This window comes from Stenotrophomonas sp. C9D9 (assembly GCF_056491205.1).
In genome coordinates, this window is the sequence record NZ_JBSZIF010000004.1 from 1,615,652 (window position 1) to 1,635,220 (window position 19,569).

Genomic DNA, 19,569 nt, shown 5'->3' on the forward strand with positions numbered 1-19,569 from the left:
GTCGAAGTCCAGTGTCGCGTGTTGCCCGTAAACGGTATGTCAGCCGGGGTGGCACGTGGTGTGACTCTACCCCAGCCATTCAGGATCAGGCAGGGTGGGGTCGGATCCCTTTCCCTTGGGAAAGGGCTCTGACCCCCGCCTTCAGGTGCCGCGCGGCTTGGCCCGGTGCGTGGCTGTGGCCGTCCACGGATCATCCGGCCATGGATGCCGCGGGTAGCGGCCCTTCATTTCCTTCTTCACCTCGGCGTAGGTGTTTTCCCAGAAATTGCGCAGGTCCTGGGTGACCTGCAGTGGGCGGCCTCCGGGGGACAGCAGGTGCAGGGTCAGCGGCACGCGGCCATCGGCGATGCGCGGCGTGTCGGCCAGGCCGAACAGTTCCTGCAGCTTCACCGCCAGCACCGGTGGCAACGGTTCGCCGCTCTCGCTGTCCAACGCATAGGTGATCGGCCGTTCCAGTCCGGACGGCACGGTAATGCGGGTGGGCGCATGTCGTTCAACCAGTTGCCGCTGCGACCACTCCAAGGGCGACTTCAGCGCTTCGCCGAAACTGGCCTCGTCCAGTGCGTCCAGGCGGCTCTTGCCGGCGAACGCGGGCTGCAGCCATTGCGCGCGCGTGGCCAGCAGGGCGTCGTCGCTGCAGTCGGGCAGGCCGAGCTCCGGCATCCAGCGCCGCAGCGATTCCACCCGTGCCTGCCATTGGCGCAGGCCTTCGGTCCACGGCAGCGCCTGCAGGCCGAGTTCAGCCACCGCGTCCGTCAGCGCCTGCGCGGCGTGCTGCGGATCGACCCGGCCGGCCGAGCGGCTGTCGAGCACGATGCGGTCGAAACGGGTCTCGCGCAGTGCTACCAGGGCGCGACGCTCGCTGTCCCAGCGCACCACGTCTTCGGTCACGAAGCGCTCCGGCCAGGCCTTGCGCAGCTGGCCTTCGTCCACTGGTGCGGCACGCAGCAGCAGCGCGTCGCGTGCCTCGAAGCGCAGTTCACTGGCTACCAGCCACGGTTCGCCTCGCAGGTCGCTCAGCTCGTGCAGGCGTGCGCTGCGGCCATTGGCCAGCAGGTAGCGCAGCGGATCGCTGGGATGCTGGACACCGATGCGGTCCGGGAATGCATGTGCGAGCAGGTCACCCAGCTCGTGCGCCTCGATGCTGGCCGGTGGCGCGGCATCGCAGCGCAGGCGACGTCGCCACTGCTTGGCGGCCGCATCGATGGCGGCCAGACCGCTGCGGTTGGCGTCGCCCGGCGCGCGGCCGTTGCGGAACGCGGCCAGCGCCCGCCAACGCGCGGCCAGTGCATCACCGCCCTGGCGCAGCGGATCGCGTGCCTCCAGCAGGGCGGCCAGATCGGCGGCCAGCGCCTGCGCGCGGGCATCGGGCGCGGCCAGCAGCATCGCTGCCATCCGCGGATGCGTGCCCAGTGCCAGCACGCGGCGGCCGAGCGCGGTGATCGCGCCGCTGCTGGACAGCGCGCCGAGCCGCTGCAGCAGTTCGCGCGCTGCGCCCATCGGGCCCGCCGGCGGCGGATCGAGGAAGCGCAGATCGCTGCTGCCCCAGGCCGCCAGCTCCAGCGCCAGCCCGGCCAGTTCCACCTGGTCGATTTCGGCGCGGCGCTGCGGCTCCAGCCGCTGCGACTGCGGCCACAGCCGCCAGGCGACGCCTTCGGCGACGCGGCCTGCGCGGCCCGCGCGCTGGTCGGCCGATGCCTGCGCGATGGCCACCACGTCCAGCCGGGTGAAGCCACTGTTGGGGTCGTAGCGCGGTTCGCGAGCCTGGCCACTGTCGATCACCACACGCACGCCGGGCAGCGTCACCGACGACTCGGCGACGTTGGTCGCCAGCACCACGCGACGGCGGCCATCACTGGCCACCTGCAGCACGCGCGCCTGCTGTTCCACCGGCAGTTCACCGTGCAGCGCCAGCACTTCGACGCCGGCATCCAGTGATTCCTGCAGGCCAGCCTGCACCCGCGCGATCTCGCGCTGGCCGGGCAGGAACACCAGCAGGTCACCGGGGTGTTCGGCCAGGGCCTGCTGCACCGCGCGGCGCACCTGCAGTTCCAGCGCCTCATCGCGGCGCGCCGGGAAATGGCTGATCGCCACCGGGTAGCTGCGGCCTTCGCTGCTCAGGCGCGGCGCATCGAGGAAGCGGGCCAGGCGCTCACCATCCAGCGTCGCCGACATCACCACCAGGCGCAGGTCGTCGCGCAGCTGTGCCTGCACATCCAACGCCAGCGCCAGGCCCAGATCGCCACTGAGGTGGCGTTCGTGGAATTCGTCGAACAGGATCGCGCCGACCTCTTCCAGCATCGGGTCGTCCTGCAGCATGCGGGTCAGGATGCCTTCGGTGACCACCTCGATGCGGGTGCGCGCCGAGACCTTGTTCTCGAAGCGGATGCGGTAGCCGACCGTGCCGCCGACCTCTTCGCCCAGCTGCCGCGCCATGAACAGCGCGGCGCTGCGCGCGGCGACCCGGCGCGGTTCCAGCAGGATGATCTTCCGCCCTTGCAGCCACGGTGCATCGAGCAGCGCCAGCGGCACCTGGGTGGTCTTGCCGGCGCCGGGCGGCGCCTCCAGCACCAGCCGCGGCTGTGCGGCCAGGTGCTGCTGGATCTGTGGCAGCAGCGGGGAGATAGGGAAGAGCGGGGCGTTCATGTGCAAAGGATAAGGGGCCACGGCGGGCGCAGGTACAATGCGCGGGCACTTTTCCCCCGCGATGACCATGCACCTGATCGATATCGGCGCCAACCTGACCCACGACTCCTTCGACCGCGACCGCGATGCCGTGCTGGAGCGCGCGCGCCAGGCCGGCGTGGTGCAGATGGTCATCACCGGAGCCAGCCGTGAGCACTCGCCACTGGCCCTGCAGCTGGCGCAGCAGCACCCGGGCTTCCTGTACGCCACCGCCGGCGTGCACCCGCACCATGCGGTGGAATACACCGAGGAATGCGACGCCGAGATGCGCGCGCTGCATGCCCATCCGGAAGTGGTGGCGGTGGGCGAGTGCGGGCTGGACTACTTCCGTGATTTCTCGCCGCGCCCGGCCCAGCACCGCGCGTTCGAACGGCAGCTGCAGCTGGCCGCTGACAATGGCAAGCCGCTGTTCCTGCACCAGCGCGACGCGCATGCCGATTTCATGGCACAGATGAAGAACTTCGAAGGTCGCATCGGCCCGGCGGTGGTGCATTGCTTCACCGGTGAGCGTGACGAGCTGTTCGACTACCTGGACCAGGACTGGTACATCGGCATCACCGGCTGGCTGTGCGACGAGCGCCGTGGCGCGCACCTGCGCGAGCTGGTGAAGAACATCCCGGCCAACCGCCTGATGATCGAGACCGACGCGCCGTACCTGCTGCCGCGCACGCTGAAGCCGATGCCGAAGGATCGCCGCAACGAACCGATGTTCCTCTCGCACATCGTGGAGGAACTGGCACGTGACCGTGGCGAGGACGTGGCAGTGACGGCGGCCAATGCGACTGCCGCGACGCGTACGTTCTTCCGCCTGCCCGACGTGGGTTGATCAGGTAGTGCCGGCCGCTGGCCGGCAGCAGCATGAACGCCGCAAGCATCGCGCGATTGCCGGCCAGCGGCCGGCACTACCGGAGCAGGTCGCGCAGGCCCTCACGGTAGCTGGGGAAGCGCGGCTGCCACCCCAGTGCTTCACGCGTGCCGCGACTGTCGATGCGCTTGTTGCTCTCGTAGAAGCGCCGCAGCGTCGGGCTCAGTGCAGGGTCGTCCCAGGCCACGGCAGGTGGCATCGCAAACCCACCCAGCTGCGCGGCGAAGGCCAGTACCTCCTGCGGCGGTGCCGGCTCGTCATCGGCCGGTAGATACAGCCCATCCACGCACGGCCGCTGCATCGATGCGACAGCGACCGTTGCCAGGTCATCCACGTGCAGCCGGTTGAACACCAGGCCAGGACGCACTACGTGGCGCGCACGTCCCTGTGCCAGCTGCAGCAGGGCATTGCGCCCGGGACCGTACAGGCCGGGCAGACGGAACAGCGCCGATGCGATACCGCGTTGTTCGGCCAGTGCACGCCACTGTGCTTCGGCCCGCAGGCGCTGCACGCCGGCGGATTCAGTGGCATCGGCCGCGCTGCGCTCGTCGACCCAGCCGCCGGCGCGGTCGGCATACACCGAGGTGGATGACAGGTAGCCCACCCAGCGCAATGCCGGGCTGGCCTGCAGCGCGGGCAACAACAGGCGCAGTGCCGGGTCACCCTCGGCATCGGGCGGCACGCTGCACAGCACGGCCTCGGCCTGCGCGATCTCATCGAGCAGGGTAGGCGATGGCGTGGCATCGGCACGCAGCGCGTGGCGACGCAGACCATCGCGTGGTGCCGATGCTGGATCGCGTACGGTGCCGGCGACGTGTACGCCCAATGCCCGCAGATGTTGGGCCAGCACACAGCCGCTCCAGCCCATGCCAAGGATCAGCATCCGCGAGGGCAGCGTGCTGGCCTGCAACGTCTGGCTCACGCGCCGCGCAGTGCCTGGTAGGCCTGCAGGCTGCTGTAGGCGACCTGCAGCAGCAGGGCTTCCTGGTCGGCCTTGCGCGCGCGGGCCAGCATGTCGCCCACGATCTGTTCGGCCTCCACCTGCTGGCCGGCTTCCAGGTCACGCAGCATCGATGCCTTCAGTGCCGAGCCGGCCTGGGTCAGGGTGCCGCGCGCGGTGTCCTGCGCGGCCTCGGGAATCGGTTCACCGGCGGCCTCGGCCACGGCCAGGCATTCGTCGTACAGGCCACGCACGATGGCCTCGCCGTCATCGGTGGCGACGATGGTGCCGATATCCGCGCGCAGCAGGCAGGTGGCGGCGGCCAGGGCGGTCAGGAAGGTGTACTTGATCCATTGCTCCTGGCCGATGTGTTCGCTGGCCAGGTGATCAAGATCGGCCTGCGCACAGACCGCAGCGAAGGCGCGCACGCGTTCGGAGACCGCGCCGCCGTCGCGCTCGCCGAAGGTGAGCTTGGCCGGTTTGCCGAGGTGCAGCACCGCACCGTCGGGCGCCTTGGTGGCGCTGATGAAGCACAGGCCGCCAAGCACAGCGTCGCGGCCGAAGCGCGCATCCAGTGCGTTGTAGTGATGCAGGCCGTTGAGGATCGGCAGCACGGTGGTGCCTGCGCCAACGGCTGGGGCAATGGCGTCGATCGAACTGGACAGGTCATAGGCCTTGCAGCTGAGGATGACCAGGTCGAACGGCTTCTGTGCGGCGAGCGCAGGCAGCGCGTCGGCGGTGACGTGCTGCACCGGGAAGCTGGCATCGCCGAGCGGGCTGCGGATGACCAGGCCGTCGCGATCCAGTAGGGCGGCACGTGCGGGGCGCACGAGGAAGGTCACGTCCACGCCGGCCTGGGCCAGGCGACCGCCGAAGTAACCGCCGGTACCGCCGGCGCCGAGGATCAGGATGCGCATTGCACGTTCACCGTTTTCTGGGGAATCAGGATTTCGATTGTGCCGGAGATTGCGGCCAACGGCGGTGCCCCTCGTGGTGGTTCGCGCAGTTGGTTTCATGAGCCGGGTCGTGTGCGCCGGGTTCGCGGGGGACGCCGTGAACCCGTCCATGGGGGCTTAGCCGCGCCATCCCTGGCGCGGATACCCCCGCGAGCCCGGCGCACACGACCCCTGACAGTTTCCGGGTGCGGCCACCACGGAAAGCAGATCAAGAGAGGAAGCGGGTCGCTCGCTGCGCGAGCTCGTGTAGAGCGGTGCTCAGGGCAGCTGTTCGCTGAAGTCTTCGGTGTAGCCCAGCAGCAGGGTAGTGCGGGAGACCAGCGTTGCAGCCAGCTTTGACCAGGTGTCGTGCGTTCCGGCCGCGTAGATGCGTTGCAGGTCCGCGACCAACGCGCTCGCCTCTGCAGGCGACGGTGCGCGGTCGCGCTGGAAGCCGAGCCACGACGCACCGAGTCCGAACAGGCGGTAGTCGTAGTGCTGCTGCAGGTGCCGGATCAGGGCGTGGTTCTGGAAGAGGTCCCAGTTCGCACTGAAGTAGCCATTGGGCAGGGCGGCGATCAGCAGGTCGTCACGTGTCACGGGCACCTGCTGCACGCAGACGACGTCGTCGACGATGAGATCCGGTGTCGCATTGGCGGCGACCAGCGCCTCGATGTCCTCGTCGCTGCACATCAACGTGCCCGCCAGCGCTGTCCACTCCAACCGATGCGTGGAATGCTCGAGCTGCGCGACCACATGCGCCAGCAACCGATTGCGTGCCGCCAACGCATCTTCCGGCGTCGCCGGGTCTTCGTCTTCGTACAACGCAATGCGCGCGTCGTCGGACGCATGCATGCTGGTGTAACGGCACTGGCCGACATCGTCGAGCGTGCACAGGTAGCGATGGCGGGGATCGGCCATGTGCAGCGAGGCCAGGCAATCCAGCACCTCATCCAGCGTGGGCGACTCGCTCAGCAGGACATGGCTGAAGGCATCGATCGGGCCATCCGATACGGCCTTGTCCAACGCAATGGAAGTGATCTTCATCGCCACAGCCTAGCCGCAATCCGAAACGAGAAGAGCCAAGCATCGGCTTGGCTCTACAGGGAACACTTCATCCACGCATGGCGTGGATCTACCGTGTCGACCGAGGTCGACACCCACCAACAGCAGCGGGAACCTGTCGAAGGCGGGGTGGGTCCGGTTGCGGGGGCGTGAGCCGCATGGATGCGGCGACCGAGCTTACATGGACGTACTTGCAGCGTCCCCCGCAACCGGACCCACCCCGCCAACCCAAGGAATGCCAGCTTTTGACGTTGACGTTGATTCGGCGGGTGCAGGGCCGCAGGCCCTGCAGGCACCCCTCAGCTGCGCATGCCCACGCCGCGACGCAGCAGCCACAGCGCCAGCGCCGTCAGCGCCACCACGAATCCGATCATCAACCCGTAGGCCACCGGCAGCGGCACGTCACTGCTGCCCAGCAGGCCATAGCGGAATGCATTGACCATGTAGAAGATCGGGTTCGCGTGCGTGGCCGCTTCGGCCCAGCCCGGCAGCAGCTTCACCGAATAGAACACGCCACCCAGATAGGTCAGCGGGGTCAGGATGAAGGTCGGCACGATCGCCACGTCATCGAACTTCTTCGCATACACCGCGTTGATGAAACCGGCCAGCGAGAAGATCGTCGCGCCCAGGATCACCGTGGTCAGCATCACCAGCGGGTGCGGGATGCGCACCGGGGTGAAGAACATCGCGATGATCAGCACGATCACGCCCACCATCAGGCCGCGCAGCACGGCACCGGCCACGTAGCCCCACAGGATCACCCAGTTCGGCATCGGGCTGACCAGCAGCTCTTCCACGTGGCGGCCGAACTTGGCACCGAAGAACGAGGAACTGATGTTGCCGTAGCTGTTCTGGATCACGCTCATCATCACCAGGCCCGGCACGATGAACTGCATGTAGGTGTAGCCGCCCATGTCACCCACGCGCGACCCGATCAGGTTGCCGAAGATCAGGAAGTACAGGGTCATGGTGATCGCCGGCGGCACCAGGGTCTGGCCCCAGATGCGCATGATGCGGGCGACTTCGCGGCGCACGATGGTCATCAGTGCGATGCGGTTGCGCTGGCCGTCGGTCAGCTCGGTGGTGCTCATGCAGGCTTCTCCAGGTTGCCGGTGAGGCGCACGAACAGCTCCTCCAGGCGGTTGCTCTTGGTACGCATCGAACGCACGCGGATGCCGGACTCGTTGAGCGTGGCGAACACGCGGTTGAGGTCCATCGCGCGCGGCATGTCGATGTCCAGCGTATGCGGGTCCGGCGCGGTCAGGGTCGCGCCTTCGATCACCGGCAGCTGCGCCGGCAGGTCACCATCGATGTCCAGCAGGAAGCCTTCCACGTCCAGCTTGGCCAGCAGGGTGCGCATCGGCCCCTGCTCGACGATCTGGCCATGGTTGATGATCGCCAGGTGGCGGCACAGGTACTCGGCTTCTTCCAGGTAGTGCGTGGTGAGGATGATCGTGGTGCCGGCGGCGTTGATCTCCTTCAGCACGCGCCACATGTCGCGGCGGATCTCGATGTCCACGCCGGCGGTCGGCTCATCCAGGATCAGCAGGCGCGGGCGGGTCATCATCGCGCGGGCGATCATCAGCCGGCGCTTCATGCCGCCGGACAGCGTACGGCTCATCACCTGCGCCTTTTCCCACAGGTGGGCCCGCTTCAGTTCCTCTTCGGCGCGCTGCTCGGCCTCCTCGCGCGGCACGCCGTAGAAGCCGGCGTAGTTCACCAGGATGTCGAAGGGCTTCTCGAACAGGTTGAAGTTGATTTCCTGCGGCACCAGGCCGATCAGGCGCATGGTGGCGCTGCGGTTGCGAACCAGGTCGCTGCCGAACACCTCCACCTTGCCCTCGCTGAGGTTGACCAGGGAGCTGATGATGCCGATCAGGGTCGACTTGCCGGCACCGTTGGGGCCGAGCAGGGCGAAGAAGTCGCCCGGGGCCACTTCCAGGGAAACCCCCTTCAGGGCCTGGGTGCCGTTGTCGTAGGTCTTGCGCAGGTCGCGCACGCGCAGGGCGGGCGCCATATCGTTCTGGGATGCCAAGCTCGAAGCCTTCGCGCCCATGGGCTGGCGCTGGAGAGGGGCGGGGAGGGGCTATTATAGAAGACCCCGAGGGCTTGCCCCGGCTACACACTGTCCCGAAAAGTCGTGCCTGTTCAATTCCCCCTCAAGCTGGTCGGCTGCCGCATGCTGGCCCCGACCGTCGGCCACTACCAGTTCGTGCGTGACGATGGACAGCCGCTGGATTTCCAGCCCGGCCAGTTCATCCAGGTCCATTTCAGCTACGCCGACGGCACCGAAACCAAGCGCAGCTACTCGCTGGCGACCATTCACGACCACGCGCTGGGCCCGGGCGAGGCGGTGGATATCGCGGTCAGTTTCGTGCCCGGTGGCGCCGCTACGGCGCTGTTCGAGGCGCTGGAGCAGGGCGGCCAGATCAGTGCGTCCGGCCCCTACGGCCGGTTCTGCCTGAACCCCGGCGATCACAACGCCCGTTACCTGCTGATCGCCACCGGTACCGGCGTTACCCCGTACCGCTCGATGCTGCCGCTGCTGGAAAAGGCCATGGCCGAACGCGGCGTGCAGATCGTGCTGCTGCAGGGCGCGCGCAGCCCGGGCGAGCTGCTGTACAGCGAAGATTTCTACAGCTTCGCCGAAAAACACCCGAACTTCCGCTATGTTCCGTGCCTGTCACGCGAACTGCCCGCCGACCCGCACCCGGACGTGCAGCACGGTTACGTGCAGCAGGCGCTGGCCGGATTCACCCCGGACCCGGCCACCGACATCGCCTACCTGTGCGGCAACCCGGACATGGTCGATGCCTGTGCCGAACTGCTGAAGGCCGCCGGCCTGGGCAACCCGCAGATCCGCCGCGAGAAGTACGTCAGCAGCAAGTAAGCCAGGGTAGTGCCAGCCGCTGGCCGGCAACCCCATGAACCGGAGGCGGCATCACGCCGCCCCCGGTGTCCTGCCTCAGTACGCGATCCAGGCGTCGCGCCAGGCAAAGCCGGTGCCCGGGCGGTAGGCATCGGCGTTGATGTTGCACCAGGCGCCTTCCGGGAACGGGCGGCAGGCGTACAGCTTGCCGTCGGTGCCCTTCACCACGGTCTCGCCCGGCTTGTAGCTGCCGATGCCGGCCGGGTAGACGAAGTCGAAGTCGCCGCCCGGCGGATCGACCGGATTGATCGGGCCGGGCCCCGGCACCTGGGTTTCCAGCTGGAAGCGGTTGCCCGGCTTCAGGTACACGCGGTTGTCGGTGGCCGAGGCAACCGGCGTGATCACGCCGTTCTTCATCACACCCACGCGCGCGTGCTGAGCGCTGGCGTTGACCTTGCGGGCCAGGGCCAGCGGCCACTGCGTTGGGCTGGTCTGGCCGGTCGCCAGCTTGGTTTCCACACGCTCCAGGTCATTGCCGTTGGCATTGAACACGCGCAGGGTCACGGTGCTGTCCACGTCCAGTGCGCCATTGGCGGTCACCGCGCCGGCATCCTGCCACTGCGGCGGCGGAACCACGCCACCGCCACCTTCGAAGCGCACGTCCATGCAGGTGTAGAACGCTTCCTGCGAATCCGAGCGCTGCCAGGTGTTGTAGATGATGTGCTGGCCACTGCGCTTGGGCAGCGGGCAGTCCAGCTTGTAGACACCGCCTTCGGACAGCGGCACGTTGCCCAGGGTGCAGAATTCCTGCAGGTCGGCCCAGCGCAGCGGGCTGCCCGGCTGCCAGCCATCACGGGTGACGTAGAACTTCCACTCGCGGGTGGCGTGCGGCGCCGGCGCCCGGAATTCGAAGGTGTAGCGGCCGCGCGAATCCGCGCGGACCGGCGTGGTCGGCCAGTCGCTGCGGTTCAGATCGAGGCCGCGGTACTTGGGGATGCTGGCACTGCACAGTTCGCCATCACGCACCAGGTCGCGGTGGTTGCCATTGGCGTTGCCGTGGGCGATTGCACTCCAGTCATAGAACGGCTGCGCGCCGCCGATGGCCTTGGCCGCGGCACAGGCCGGGTTGGTCGGGTTTTCCGGGTTGCCTTCGTGGCACTGCTTCACGCGGCTGAGCGGCTTGGTCATGGTGCCGTGGGCGAAGACGTTGCCGGACAGGGCCAAGCCGGCAACGACGGACAGAGCGAGGACTGCCCGATGGGACAGGTGCATGCAGGAACTCCTTTGCGAAGTGTGGGAAACCTCGCGCAGTCTTCACATGCAGGCCCGCCGGCAACATCGGACAAGTTTGAAATCGATGAAAGCCGTGATCGATCTGCAACACGGTGCTCACTGTGCCGCTTTGCAGGCAGAAGGCGGTGCATGCTGCACCGCCTCCCGCATCACCGCCTCAGTATGCGATCCACGCATCGCGCCAGGCCGCACCCACGCCCGGCCGGTACGCCTCGGCGTTGACGTTGCACCATGCACCTTCCGGGAACGGGCGGCAGGCGTACAGCTTGCCGTCGCTGCCCTTCACCACGGTCTGGCCCGGCACATAGCTGCCGATGCCGGCCGGGTAGACGTGGTCGAAATCACCGCCCGGCGACGGCGTGCCCGGGTCAGGCACCTGGGTGTCGAGCTGGAAGCGGTTGCCGTCCTTCAGGTACACGCGGTTGTCGGTGGCCGAGGCCGCCGGCGTGATCACGCCATTGGCAAGCACGCCCACGCGTGCGTGCTGGGCACTGGCATTGACCTTGCGGGCGAGCACCAACGGCCACTGCGCGGCCGCGGTCTGGCCGCTGGCCAGGGTGGCCTCCACGCGTTCGACGTCATTGCCATTGGCGTTGAACACGCGCAGTGCCAGCGTCGTGCCAACCGGCAGCTCACCGCGTGCGGTGACCGGGCCGGCATCCTGCCATTGCGGTGCCGGTGTGGTACCTCCGCCGCCCTGGAAGCGCACGTCCATGCAGGTGTAGAACGCCTCGGTCGAATCCGAGCGCTGCCAGGTGTTGTAGATCACATGCTGGCCGGTGCGCTGCGGCAACGTGCACTGCAGCTTGTAGGTGCCATCGGCCGACAGCGGCGTATTGCCCAGCGTGCAGAACTCCTGCAGGTCGGCCCAGCGCAGTGGGCTGCCCGGCTGCCAGCCTTCGCGGGTGACGAAGAAGCGCCAGTCACGGGTGGCATGTGGTGCGGTCGCTTTGAACACGAAGGTGAACCTGCCATTGGCATCGGCCTGGATCGGCGTGGTCTGCCAGTCACTGCGGTTCACATCCAGCCCGCGGAAGGTCGGGTTGTTGCCGCTGCACAGCTTGCCGTCGGGCACCACGGCCTGATGGTTGCCGTTGGCGTTGGCCTGGTTGATGCCGTTCCAGTCGTAGAACGCCTGCGAGCCGCCAATCGCTTTTGCAGCGGCACAGGCCGGGTTGGTCGGGTTCTCGGGATTGCCCTGGAAGCAGGCATAGACACGGCTGACCGGCGTGGTCATGGTGCCGTGGGCGAACGCGCTGCCGGCCAGGCACAGGCCCGCAGCGGCGAACGAGGTAGCCAGCAACAGCGGTGTGGATCGGAATGACATGGCGCATCCTTGTGGTCGTCGAAAGGGAACGGTGACCGCAGGAGCTGCGCTGCGCGGCGGACTTTCGGCGGCACCACGGCGAGTATCGAGTCGCGCTGCAGGCGACGGAACCCTCGCAGTACCGATCCGTGACTGCGCATGTGAAGCCCTTCCCGCAGGCTTCACGCAGGGCTGAACGGATGCGCTGGACGTCACGTGACCGGCGTGGCATCGATCACGTCATGGAGATCGCGCTACGCAGTCTCGGCACCCACCCGATCCGCCTGGCACGAGAAACAGCCATGCGCCGCGTTGTGCAGCTGGACAAACGCTACCGACGGGTCGGCGAACAGTGCATCCAGATGGTCGGCCACCTCGGTGCCCGCACAGACCTGGGCACCGCACATCAGCGCGGCGTGGTCATAGGCACGCACCGAAATCATCCGACGCTGTACATACGGGGGCACCTCGCCCGGCGGCAGGACGCAACGGGTCACGCCGCGCTGCACGAAGATCGGGCCGGCGGCGCGGTACGGCGAGTGCAGTGGCAGGTGGACGTGGGACAGCAGGAGCAGTTCGCTGCCAGGTGCGGGATCGCTCAGGCTGATCCGGCAGGGATGGCCGCCATTGGCGCCGGCCCAGCGACGCTGGATGCCGAGCGCGGCGAGCGCGCTGTCGCTCATCTCGAACAGGTGCAGGAACGGGCGGTGGTCGATGCCGCCGAGGTACCACGCGTGCATGGGCGTCTCCTTGGGTGTTCCGCGGATTGTGCGCATGCGCCGGTCGCCGTGCTCGCCGTTTTCAGACCCCACACCGGCATCGGGCAGGAGGACGCCACGGGGATCGCGCAACAAGGCGCTAAGATGCGCGCGCCGCCCCGGCCGACGAGCGCCGCATGTCCCTGGATTTCCCCACCATCACCGTGCTTGGCTTCCTGCTCTGCATCGGCATTGCCGTGGGGTTCTCGCTGTTGCTGGTCGTACTGCGCGGGCAACCGGTGCTGCGGCAGTGGACCATCAGCCTGTGGCTGCTGACCCTGGGGGTGACCCTGCTGGCGCTGCGGCCCTATCTGCCACTGGTCCCGGCGGTGCTGGCCGGCAACGCAGCGATGGCCGGCTGCGGGCTGATGATGCTGCGCGGCGTGGCCCTGCATCTGGAGCAGCCGTTGCCGCTGTGGCGGCCGTTGCTGATGGCGGCCGCGTTCATGGCCAGCATCTTCGCCTTCCTGGTGCTGTGGCCGAACCTGGCCCTGCGCCTGCAGGTGTTCAGCGTGTTCGCACTGATTGTCGATGGCTGGATCGCCGGGTTGCTGCTGCGGCATGCACCGCCCCAGCAGCGCACCAGCTGCCGCTTGGCCGCCACCGTGTTCCTGGCAGAGGCCGCTCTCTATGGCGTGCGCCTGTTCCTGCCAGTGGCACCGGACGCCGGGGAGGACATCATGCGCACCGGCTCGCCGATGTTCGCCACGTACATCGCCGGGGTGATGCTGGAGCTGGCGCGTTGCTTTGCGATGGTGCTGCTGCTGGTCGAACGCATGCTGGTCGACCTGCGCCATGCCGCCCGTACCGATGGCCTGACCGGCCTGCTCAACCGCAGCGCGGTGCTGGCCGACGGCCAGGCGCAACTGCTGAAGCTGCGCCGGCAGCGCCGCCCGCTGGTGCTGCTGCTGATCGACGTGGACCACTTCAAGAAGATCAATGATCGGTGGGGCCACCTGGCGGGCGACCAGGTGCTGCGCCATTTTTCGGCGACGCTGCAGCACTGCGTGCAGGGCCACCAGCACCTGCTGGGCCGTTACGGCGGCGAAGAGTTCGTGCTGGTGCTGGCCGGAAGCACGCGCGACGAAGCGGTGGAGCGGGCCGCCGCGATCCGCGCACGCCTGCTACAGCGGCCGGCACTGCTGGCCGAAGGACGGGTGCCGGTCACCGCCAGCGTCGGTCTTGCGATGGATGCAGGGCAGGGCGATCTGTCGACCCTGCTGGCCGCCGCCGATGCCGCCCTGTACCGGGCCAAGGCCGAGGGGCGGGACCGCCTGGTCTGTGCGCCGTCGGCGGCGGATTCGTCATTGCCCATCGCCGTCGGCGCGCTGCCCGTGTAAGTTGGGTCACATCTTCCGCGGCAGCCCGTCGTGGTCGACAGGAACGTCCTCCAGGGGAAACGAGCACGATGCAAAGACACCACCTCGCGCTGGCCGGGATGCTGGCCAGCCTGATGATTGCCGGGTGCAGCCAGCCGCCGCCGGCCGACGCCGGAAGTGCCAGTGATGCACCCAGCCGTCGTTTCGGCACGATCGACTTCCAGCCCTGCACACTGTCCACCGAAGGCGCCAGCGCCAACGTGGAGGCGCAGTGCGCCACCTTGCAGGTACCGGAGGACCGGGCCCAGCCCGCTGGCCGCCGGATCGGCCTGCGCATTGCCTGGCTGGAATCGGGCAGCAGTGGTGCCAGCCAGCCCGACCCGGTGTTCTTCCTGGCCGGCGGCCCCGGCCAGGCGGCCAGCGAGGTGGCGGTCATCGTCGATACCGCGCTCCGCCAGGTGCGCAAGCAGCGCGACGTGTTCCTGATCGACCAGCGCGGCACCGGCGGCTCCAACCCGCTCAGCTGCCTGGGCGCGGACGGCAAGCCGCTGCAGATGGACGAGGATGCCGCGCCTTCCGAGGCATCGCTGCGCGACTACGCCCAGCGCTGCGCGGCGTCGCTGCAGGGGCGTGCCGACGCGCGCTTCTACACCACCACCGAGGCCATCGCCGATCTGGACGCGGTGCGTGGTGCGCTTGGCGTGGACCAGGTCAACCTGGTCGGTGGCTCCTACGGCACCCGCGTGGCCCAGCGCTATGCCGGGGCCTACCCGCAGCACACCCGCAGCATCGTCATCGATGGCGTGGTGCCGAACGAGCTGGTGGTCGGCGGTGACTTTGCGACCACCTTCGAGGATGCGATCGCCCTGCAGTCGGCGCAGTGCCGCAAGGATGCCGCGTGCAGCAAGCGTTTCCCGACCGACACCCGCGCGCAGCTGCGCAGCGTGGTCGACACCCTGCGCCGCGCGCCGGTCTCGGTCGAGTATCGCGACCCGGGTACCAACGCGCCGCGGCAGGATGTCCTGACGCCGGACAGCGTGGTCGGCCTGGCCTTCGCCTTCTCCTACGTGCCGCAGTATTCCTCGCTGCTGCCACTGGTGCTGGATGAGGCCGCACACGGTCGCTACGCACCGCTGGCATCGCTGGCGCGGGGCGCGAACCGCAGCATGGATTTCCAGATCAACCGCGGCATGCAGTGGTCGGTGATCTGCAGCGAGGATGCGCCGCGCTACCACGCGCCGGCCGAGGACCCCGAGCGGCTGTTCGGCAACGAAGTCGCCAGTGCCTTCTTCGCCGCCTGCCCGGTGTGGCCGCATCGTCCGGCGCCGGCAACCGATGCCGTGCCGCTGCGCAGCGACGTGCCGGCACTGCTGCTGTCCGGTGAGCTGGACCCGGTGACGCCGCCGCGCTACGCCGCACAGGTGCTCAAGGGCCTGCCCAATGGCCGTGCGCTGGTCGCCCGTGGCCAGGGCCATGGCACGTTGACCGCCGGCTGCATGCCGCGCCTGCTCGGCCAGTTCATCGACAAGACCGATGCCAAGGCACTGGATGCCGGCTGCCTGGACACGCTGAGCTACGTGCCGGCGTTCACCTCGTTCAACGGATGGGAACCATGATCGTCGCCGACAACCTGAACAAGGCCTTCGATACCCGCACGGGCCGCATCCAGGCGGTCGCCAACGTCGGCTTCCGCGCCGGGGATGGGCGGATCACCGGCCTGCTCGGCCCCAACGGTGCCGGCAAGACCACCACCATGCGCATGCTCTACACGCTGATGACGCCTGACCAGGGCAGCATCACCGTCGATGGCATCGATGCGGCGCGCCATCCGGTGGAGGTGCGTCGCCACCTGGGCGTGCTGCCTGATGCGCGTGGCGTCTACAAGCGCCTGACCGCGCGCGAGAACATCGCCTATTTCGGCGAACTGCATGGCCTGTCGCCCGAGCGCATCCGCGAACGCATCGAGGTGCTGTCGCACGCGCTGGACATGGGCGACATCCTCGATCGGCAGACCGATGGCTTCTCGCAGGGCCAGCGCACCAAGACCGCGATTGCCCGCGCGCTGGTGCACGACCCGCGCAACGTCATCCTCGACGAACCGACCAACGGCCTGGACGTGATGACCACGCGCGCGCTGCGCCGCTTCCTGCTGGGCCTGCGCGAAGAGGGCCGCTGCGTGATCCTGTCCAGCCACATCATGCAGGAGGTGGGCGCGTTGTGTGACCACATCGTGATCATCGCCAAGGGCACGGTGATGGCCGCCGGCAGCGCCGACGAGCTGCGCGCACAGGCCGGTGAAGCCAATCTTGAGGACGCGTTCGTGAAACTGATCGGCAGCGAAGAGGGCCTGCACGCATGAGCATGATGTCGACCCTGATGACGGTGATGCGCAAGGAACTGCGCGACCTGTCGCGTGACCGCCGCACGCTGCTGCTGACCCTGCTGTTCGGGCCGCTGCTGTACCCGGTGTTGCTGCTGGGCATGGGCAAGCTGGCCGAGAGCCGGGTGCGCACCCAGATCGAAGAGCCGTTGCAGATCCCGACCATCGGCGCGGAGAACGCACCGAACCTGGTGCGCTTCCTCGCCGCACAGGGCCTCAATGCCGCACCGGCACCGAAGGACCTGGCCGAGGCCATCCGCACCCAGGACATCGATGTGGCGCTGCGCATCAGCGATGACTTCGGCAAGGACTGGGCCGATGGCAAGCCTGCACTGGTGGAGGTGATCAAGGACAGCACGCGGCGCGCTGCCGAAGTGCCTGGCGCACGCCTGGAAGCGGCGCTGGCCACCTACAACGGCCAGGTCGGTGCACTGCGCCTGATGGCGCGCGGCATCGATGCACAGGTGGCACGCCCGCTGGACGTGGCACGCCAGGACCTGGCCAGTGCCGAAGCCAAGCGCGGCATGATCCTGTCGATGCTGCTGCCGGTACTGCTGACGCTGACCTCGTTCATCGGTGGCGCCTACCTGGTGATGGACGCTACCGCCGGCGAGCGCGAGCGGCAGTCGCTGGAGCCGCTGCTGGCCACGCCGGGCTCGCGCAGTGCGATCGTCAGCGGCAAGATCGCCGCCGCCTGCGTGGTCGGTTTCGTGTCGCTGCTGCTGACCCTGGTCGCGTTCAAGGTGAGCGCGCAGATCGCGCCCGGCAACATCGGTCGCCAGTTCAACATGAACGTCGGCTCGATGCTGCAGATGCTGCTGGTGATGCTGCCGATGCTGCTGATCGGCACCTCGCTGCTGACCTTCCTGTCGGCCGCGGCCAAGAGCATGAAGGAAGCGCAGAGCCACATGACCTGGCTGATGCTGTTGCCGATGCTGCCCGGCTATGCACTGGTGGCCTATCCGCTGAAGAGCGAGATGTGGCAGTACGCCGTGCCGTTCCTGTCGCAGAACCAGATGCTGCTGAAGGTGATCCGCCACGAGACGATCACCCCGGCGGTCTGGGCGATCTACCTGGGCGCCAGCCTCGGCCTGGCCGCGGTGCTGTGGTTCGCCGCCGTGCGCCGTTACCACAACGAGCGCCTGGCGATCTCCGGCTGACCCGAAAAGGGGACGGAGGGGATTAAGTCGTTTCTGCCTCCCCCGTCCCCTCCTTGCGCGGGCGCCCTCGTTTGCGTATCGCCACGGGGCGCCCCAGCGTCTGCTCCACCATCCGCAGGAATGCAGCGTCCCCCATCGGGCGTTGCCTGGCGCTGTGGTTGCGGATTGCGGGCAGGTCTGCGGATGCATTCACATCGCGCAGGAATTCGGCATACAACCTCGCCCTCTGCCGAGCGGTTCCTGCAAGTGCTTTGAACGCGGGATGCAGGGTGAGCATTGGATCATCCCGTCGTTGAAGGTTGCCGTGCACGCTGGACCACGGATGATCTTCGGCGCTGACAGCAATCCCGGCGCGAACCGGATTGCGTTCGATGTAGCGGTATACGCTGAGAAGATAAGCGTCGCTGTCGATCATCGAGGAATGGAAGCGCCCCTGCCACAGAGGCCCACTGCGTCCGTGCCGCTGGTTGAAGGCCTGCACGTAGTTGTTGCCGTGCATGCGCATTGCGCCCGCCAGTCCCTGCTGTGTGGAAGGCGTGGCCAGCAGGTGGATGTGGTTGCCCATCAGTACATAGGCATGCAGTGCGACGTGGTGCTTCAGGAATGCGCTGTGCAACAGATGCAGGAACAGTTGGCGGTCGATGTCGTCGATGAAGATCGCGCCTTTGTTCACACCGCGCTGGATCACGTGATAGGCCTGGCCTGCCAGCATCAGGCGCGCTTGTCGGGGCATGGGATTCGAAGGCCGAAGGGGGGCCTCAGCCTGTCATCGCGGCCGCAGAGCAGGGCATCAGGCAATGCCGCGAAGCAGTGTCGGATGAGTCAAGAGCGACTTAATCCCCTCCGTCCCCTTTTGCGTAGCGCGCGGGCGTCACCCCCATCTCGCGCTTGAACACGGCGATGAAGGCACTCGTCGTGTCGTAGCCCATCGACAGCGCGACGCTGATCACCGGTTCGCCGGACAGCAGACGGGGCAGCGCCAGCAGTACGCGCAGGCGCTGCCGCCACTGGCTCAGCGTCATGTGGGTTTCGGCCTGCCAACGACGGGCGAGGCTGCGGCTGGACAGGCCGCAGGTGGCTGCCCACGCCTCGACACTGCGAAGGTCATCCGGCGAACGTGCCAGCACCGCCGCGATCCGCCGCAGGCGGCGATCCCGCGGTTGTGGCAGGGCAAGCGGCAGCGGCGTGCTGGCGGTGATCTCATCGGCGATCACGCCGGTCAGGCGTGCCTGCGCGGCGTCCAGTGCCTGGTGTGGCCAGTGCAGCGCACGCATCATCGCGGCCTGCAACAGCGCGTTGGGCTGGAAAATGCGCGGTACGGCGGGCAGGTCCAGGCAGGCCTCGGCGCAGAAATACAGGCTCCAGCCATCGAACCCTTCCGCCCCCACCAGTGCGTGGGGCAGCAAGGGCGGAATCCAGGCAACATGCCCCGCCGGCAGCAGCCACTGCAGATCGCCGGCCTCGATCCGCAGCACGCCCTGGTGCGCGCCCAGCAGCTGGCCGCGGACGTGCTGGTGACGGGCGGTGCGGCGCCGTCCGGGCACCCGCAGCTGGGAGGCCATGACGAGGGGACCGCCTTCGGCGTTCGCCAAAGCGGGGTCAATCAACGCAGGTGATGTCTGATCTGCCATATCCAATGGCAGTTATACGGCAGAAGTGTCGCTGGCTGGGCGGCACACTGGCCTCCCGATCCCACAGGAGCATCACCCATGCAGCCGCAGGACATCCTTCCCGACCACCAGAACGACGTGCAGGTAAATGGCCTCACCGTGCGCAAGGGTAGCGTCGGTGCCTTCCTCGCCACCGTCCGTGACTGGCAGGATCCCGCCAGCGATGACGCCACCCGCGCCACCGCCGAAGCCGACCTGCGTGCGCTGCTGCCGGGCCTGCATGCGCTGGGCCTGTTCCAGGTACTGGCCGCGCGCGATCCAGCACTGCAGCGCATGATCGACAGCCTCTCCTGAAACGAACACGGCCCGGACATGCCGGGCCGT

At 67.9% G+C, this 19,569-nt stretch carries 18 protein-coding genes; 7 read left to right on the forward strand and 11 right to left on the reverse strand.

What is annotated here, in order from left to right:
* Positions 1 to 141: 141 nt before the first annotated feature.
* On the reverse strand, positions 142 to 2,646 hold the full coding sequence (hrpB, locus tag ACXI0D_RS12780) for an ATP-dependent helicase HrpB (RefSeq protein ID WP_479642638.1): 2,505 nt from the start codon (positions 2,644 to 2,646) through the stop codon (positions 142 to 144).
* Positions 2,647 to 2,713: 67 nt separating this feature from the next.
* On the opposite strand from hrpB, the gene ACXI0D_RS12785 reads away from it, so the two are divergent.
* Positions 2,714 to 3,511, forward strand: coding sequence for a TatD family hydrolase (locus tag ACXI0D_RS12785; protein ID WP_479642639.1), 798 nt, complete (start codon positions 2,714 to 2,716; stop codon positions 3,509 to 3,511).
* A 76-nt stretch (positions 3,512 to 3,587) separates the two neighbouring features.
* Here ACXI0D_RS12785 and ACXI0D_RS12790 read toward each other — a convergent pair whose 3' ends face one another.
* From ACXI0D_RS12790 to ACXI0D_RS12810, 5 genes are all read right to left on the reverse strand, one after another.
* Positions 3,588 to 4,433 carry an NAD-dependent epimerase/dehydratase family protein gene (locus tag ACXI0D_RS12790; RefSeq protein WP_458220343.1) on the reverse strand — a complete coding sequence of 282 codons (846 nt, stop codon included), beginning with the start codon at positions 4,431 to 4,433 and terminating at the stop codon, positions 3,588 to 3,590.
* Between the two features lie 35 nt (positions 4,434 to 4,468).
* Entirely contained in the window at positions 4,469 to 5,407 is a 939-nt protein-coding gene (panE, locus tag ACXI0D_RS12795; protein ID WP_479642640.1) for a 2-dehydropantoate 2-reductase, read from the reverse strand.
* Between the two features lie 297 nt (positions 5,408 to 5,704).
* On the reverse strand, positions 5,705 to 6,472 hold the full coding sequence (locus ACXI0D_RS12800) for a hypothetical protein (protein ID WP_479642641.1): 768 nt from the start codon (positions 6,470 to 6,472) through the stop codon (positions 5,705 to 5,707).
* A gap of 317 nt (positions 6,473 to 6,789) precedes the next feature.
* Positions 6,790 to 7,581 (reverse strand): ABC transporter permease, encoded by a 792-nt coding sequence (locus ACXI0D_RS12805; RefSeq protein ID WP_014038898.1) that lies wholly within the window; start codon positions 7,579 to 7,581, stop codon positions 6,790 to 6,792.
* Positions 7,578 to 8,546, reverse strand: a complete 969-nt coding sequence (locus ACXI0D_RS12810; RefSeq protein ID WP_049443487.1) for an ABC transporter ATP-binding protein — start codon at positions 8,544 to 8,546, stop codon at positions 7,578 to 7,580. The genes ACXI0D_RS12805 and ACXI0D_RS12810 overlap by 4 nt, the downstream gene beginning before the upstream one ends.
* Positions 8,547 to 8,630: 84 nt before the next feature.
* Here ACXI0D_RS12810 and ACXI0D_RS12815 point away from each other — a divergent pair, with 84 nt between their 5' ends.
* Complete coding sequence (locus tag ACXI0D_RS12815) at positions 8,631 to 9,380, forward strand: ferredoxin--NADP reductase (protein ID WP_024958208.1); 750 nt, start codon at positions 8,631 to 8,633, stop codon at positions 9,378 to 9,380.
* A 75-nt stretch (positions 9,381 to 9,455) separates the two neighbouring features.
* On the opposite strand, the gene ACXI0D_RS12820 is transcribed toward ACXI0D_RS12815, so the two are convergent.
* From ACXI0D_RS12820 to ACXI0D_RS12830, 3 genes are all read right to left on the reverse strand, one after another.
* A complete protein-coding gene (locus ACXI0D_RS12820) occupies positions 9,456 to 10,631 on the reverse strand; it encodes a lytic polysaccharide monooxygenase (protein WP_479642642.1) in 1,176 nt (391 codons plus the stop codon).
* 178 nt (positions 10,632 to 10,809) lie between these two features.
* Positions 10,810 to 11,979 (reverse strand): lytic polysaccharide monooxygenase, encoded by a 1,170-nt coding sequence (locus ACXI0D_RS12825; protein WP_479642643.1) that lies wholly within the window; start codon positions 11,977 to 11,979, stop codon positions 10,810 to 10,812.
* A 233-nt stretch (positions 11,980 to 12,212) separates the two neighbouring features.
* Positions 12,213 to 12,698 (reverse strand): DUF1203 domain-containing protein, encoded by a 486-nt coding sequence (locus tag ACXI0D_RS12830; RefSeq protein WP_432592570.1) that lies wholly within the window; start codon positions 12,696 to 12,698, stop codon positions 12,213 to 12,215.
* A gap of 155 nt (positions 12,699 to 12,853) precedes the next feature.
* Here ACXI0D_RS12830 and ACXI0D_RS12835 point away from each other — a divergent pair, with 155 nt between their 5' ends.
* The 4 genes from ACXI0D_RS12835 (at position 12,854) to ACXI0D_RS12850 (ending at position 17,575) form a co-directional block, all read left to right on the forward strand.
* A complete protein-coding gene (locus ACXI0D_RS12835; protein WP_479642644.1) occupies positions 12,854 to 14,056 on the forward strand; it encodes a GGDEF domain-containing protein in 1,203 nt (400 codons plus the stop codon).
* A gap of 68 nt (positions 14,057 to 14,124) precedes the next feature.
* Entirely contained in the window at positions 14,125 to 15,651 is a 1,527-nt protein-coding gene (locus ACXI0D_RS12840; protein WP_479642645.1) for an alpha/beta hydrolase, read from the forward strand.
* The gene (locus ACXI0D_RS12845; RefSeq protein ID WP_479642646.1) at positions 15,648 to 16,394 is read left to right on the forward strand and encodes an ABC transporter ATP-binding protein; all 747 of its coding nucleotides are present in this window, start codon (positions 15,648 to 15,650) and stop codon (positions 16,392 to 16,394) included. Before ACXI0D_RS12840 ends, ACXI0D_RS12845 begins: the two co-directional genes overlap by 4 nt.
* A complete protein-coding gene (locus tag ACXI0D_RS12850) occupies positions 16,391 to 17,575 on the forward strand; it encodes an ABC transporter permease (RefSeq protein WP_014038889.1) in 1,185 nt (394 codons plus the stop codon). Before ACXI0D_RS12845 ends, ACXI0D_RS12850 begins: the two co-directional genes overlap by 4 nt.
* Positions 17,576 to 17,597: 22 nt before the next feature.
* Here the strand turns inward: ACXI0D_RS12850 and ACXI0D_RS12855 are convergent, their stop codons facing one another.
* On the reverse strand, positions 17,598 to 18,308 hold the full coding sequence (locus ACXI0D_RS12855; protein WP_479642647.1) for a transposase: 711 nt from the start codon (positions 18,306 to 18,308) through the stop codon (positions 17,598 to 17,600).
* Between the two features lie 100 nt (positions 18,309 to 18,408).
* The gene (locus tag ACXI0D_RS12860; RefSeq protein ID WP_479642648.1) at positions 18,409 to 19,206 is read right to left on the reverse strand and encodes an AraC family transcriptional regulator; all 798 of its coding nucleotides are present in this window, start codon (positions 19,204 to 19,206) and stop codon (positions 18,409 to 18,411) included.
* 78 nt (positions 19,207 to 19,284) lie between these two features.
* Between ACXI0D_RS12860 and ACXI0D_RS12865 the strand changes: the two genes are divergently transcribed.
* Positions 19,285 to 19,539 (forward strand): hypothetical protein, encoded by a 255-nt coding sequence (locus tag ACXI0D_RS12865; protein WP_101766278.1) that lies wholly within the window; start codon positions 19,285 to 19,287, stop codon positions 19,537 to 19,539.
* Positions 19,540 to 19,569 lie beyond the last annotated feature (30 nt).

What these genes read in the sequence shown, in the direction of transcription:
- panE (WP_479642640.1), bottom strand. Translation starts at nt 5,407, where the DNA reads ATGCGCATCCTGATCCTCGGCGCCGGCGGTACCGGCGGTTACTTCGGC.
- ACXI0D_RS12785 (WP_479642639.1), top strand. Translation starts at nt 2,714, where the DNA reads ATGCACCTGATCGATATCGGCGCCAACCTGACCCACGACTCCTTCGAC.
- ACXI0D_RS12800 (WP_479642641.1), bottom strand. Translation starts at nt 6,472, where the DNA reads ATGAAGATCACTTCCATTGCGTTGGACAAGGCCGTATCGGATGGCCCG.
- hrpB (WP_479642638.1), bottom strand. Translation starts at nt 2,646, where the DNA reads ATGAACGCCCCGCTCTTCCCTATCTCCCCGCTGCTGCCACAGATCCAG.
- ACXI0D_RS12860 (WP_479642648.1), bottom strand. Translation starts at nt 19,206, where the DNA reads ATGGCAGATCAGACATCACCTGCGTTGATTGACCCCGCTTTGGCGAAC.
- ACXI0D_RS12790 (WP_458220343.1), bottom strand. Translation starts at nt 4,433, where the DNA reads ATGCTGATCCTTGGCATGGGCTGGAGCGGCTGTGTGCTGGCCCAACAT.
- ACXI0D_RS12845 (WP_479642646.1), top strand. Translation starts at nt 15,648, where the DNA reads ATGATCGTCGCCGACAACCTGAACAAGGCCTTCGATACCCGCACGGGC.
- ACXI0D_RS12835 (WP_479642644.1), top strand. Translation starts at nt 12,854, where the DNA reads ATGTCCCTGGATTTCCCCACCATCACCGTGCTTGGCTTCCTGCTCTGC.
- ACXI0D_RS12805 (WP_014038898.1), bottom strand. Translation starts at nt 7,581, where the DNA reads ATGAGCACCACCGAGCTGACCGACGGCCAGCGCAACCGCATCGCACTG.
- ACXI0D_RS12855 (WP_479642647.1), bottom strand. Translation starts at nt 18,308, where the DNA reads ATGCCCCGACAAGCGCGCCTGATGCTGGCAGGCCAGGCCTATCACGTG.
- ACXI0D_RS12840 (WP_479642645.1), top strand. Translation starts at nt 14,125, where the DNA reads ATGCAAAGACACCACCTCGCGCTGGCCGGGATGCTGGCCAGCCTGATG.
- ACXI0D_RS12820 (WP_479642642.1), bottom strand. Translation starts at nt 10,631, where the DNA reads ATGCACCTGTCCCATCGGGCAGTCCTCGCTCTGTCCGTCGTTGCCGGC.
- ACXI0D_RS12810 (WP_049443487.1), bottom strand. Translation starts at nt 8,546, where the DNA reads ATGGGCGCGAAGGCTTCGAGCTTGGCATCCCAGAACGATATGGCGCCC.
- ACXI0D_RS12865 (WP_101766278.1), top strand. Translation starts at nt 19,285, where the DNA reads ATGCAGCCGCAGGACATCCTTCCCGACCACCAGAACGACGTGCAGGTA.
- ACXI0D_RS12830 (WP_432592570.1), bottom strand. Translation starts at nt 12,698, where the DNA reads ATGCACGCGTGGTACCTCGGCGGCATCGACCACCGCCCGTTCCTGCAC.
- ACXI0D_RS12825 (WP_479642643.1), bottom strand. Translation starts at nt 11,979, where the DNA reads ATGTCATTCCGATCCACACCGCTGTTGCTGGCTACCTCGTTCGCCGCT.
- ACXI0D_RS12850 (WP_014038889.1), top strand. Translation starts at nt 16,391, where the DNA reads ATGAGCATGATGTCGACCCTGATGACGGTGATGCGCAAGGAACTGCGC.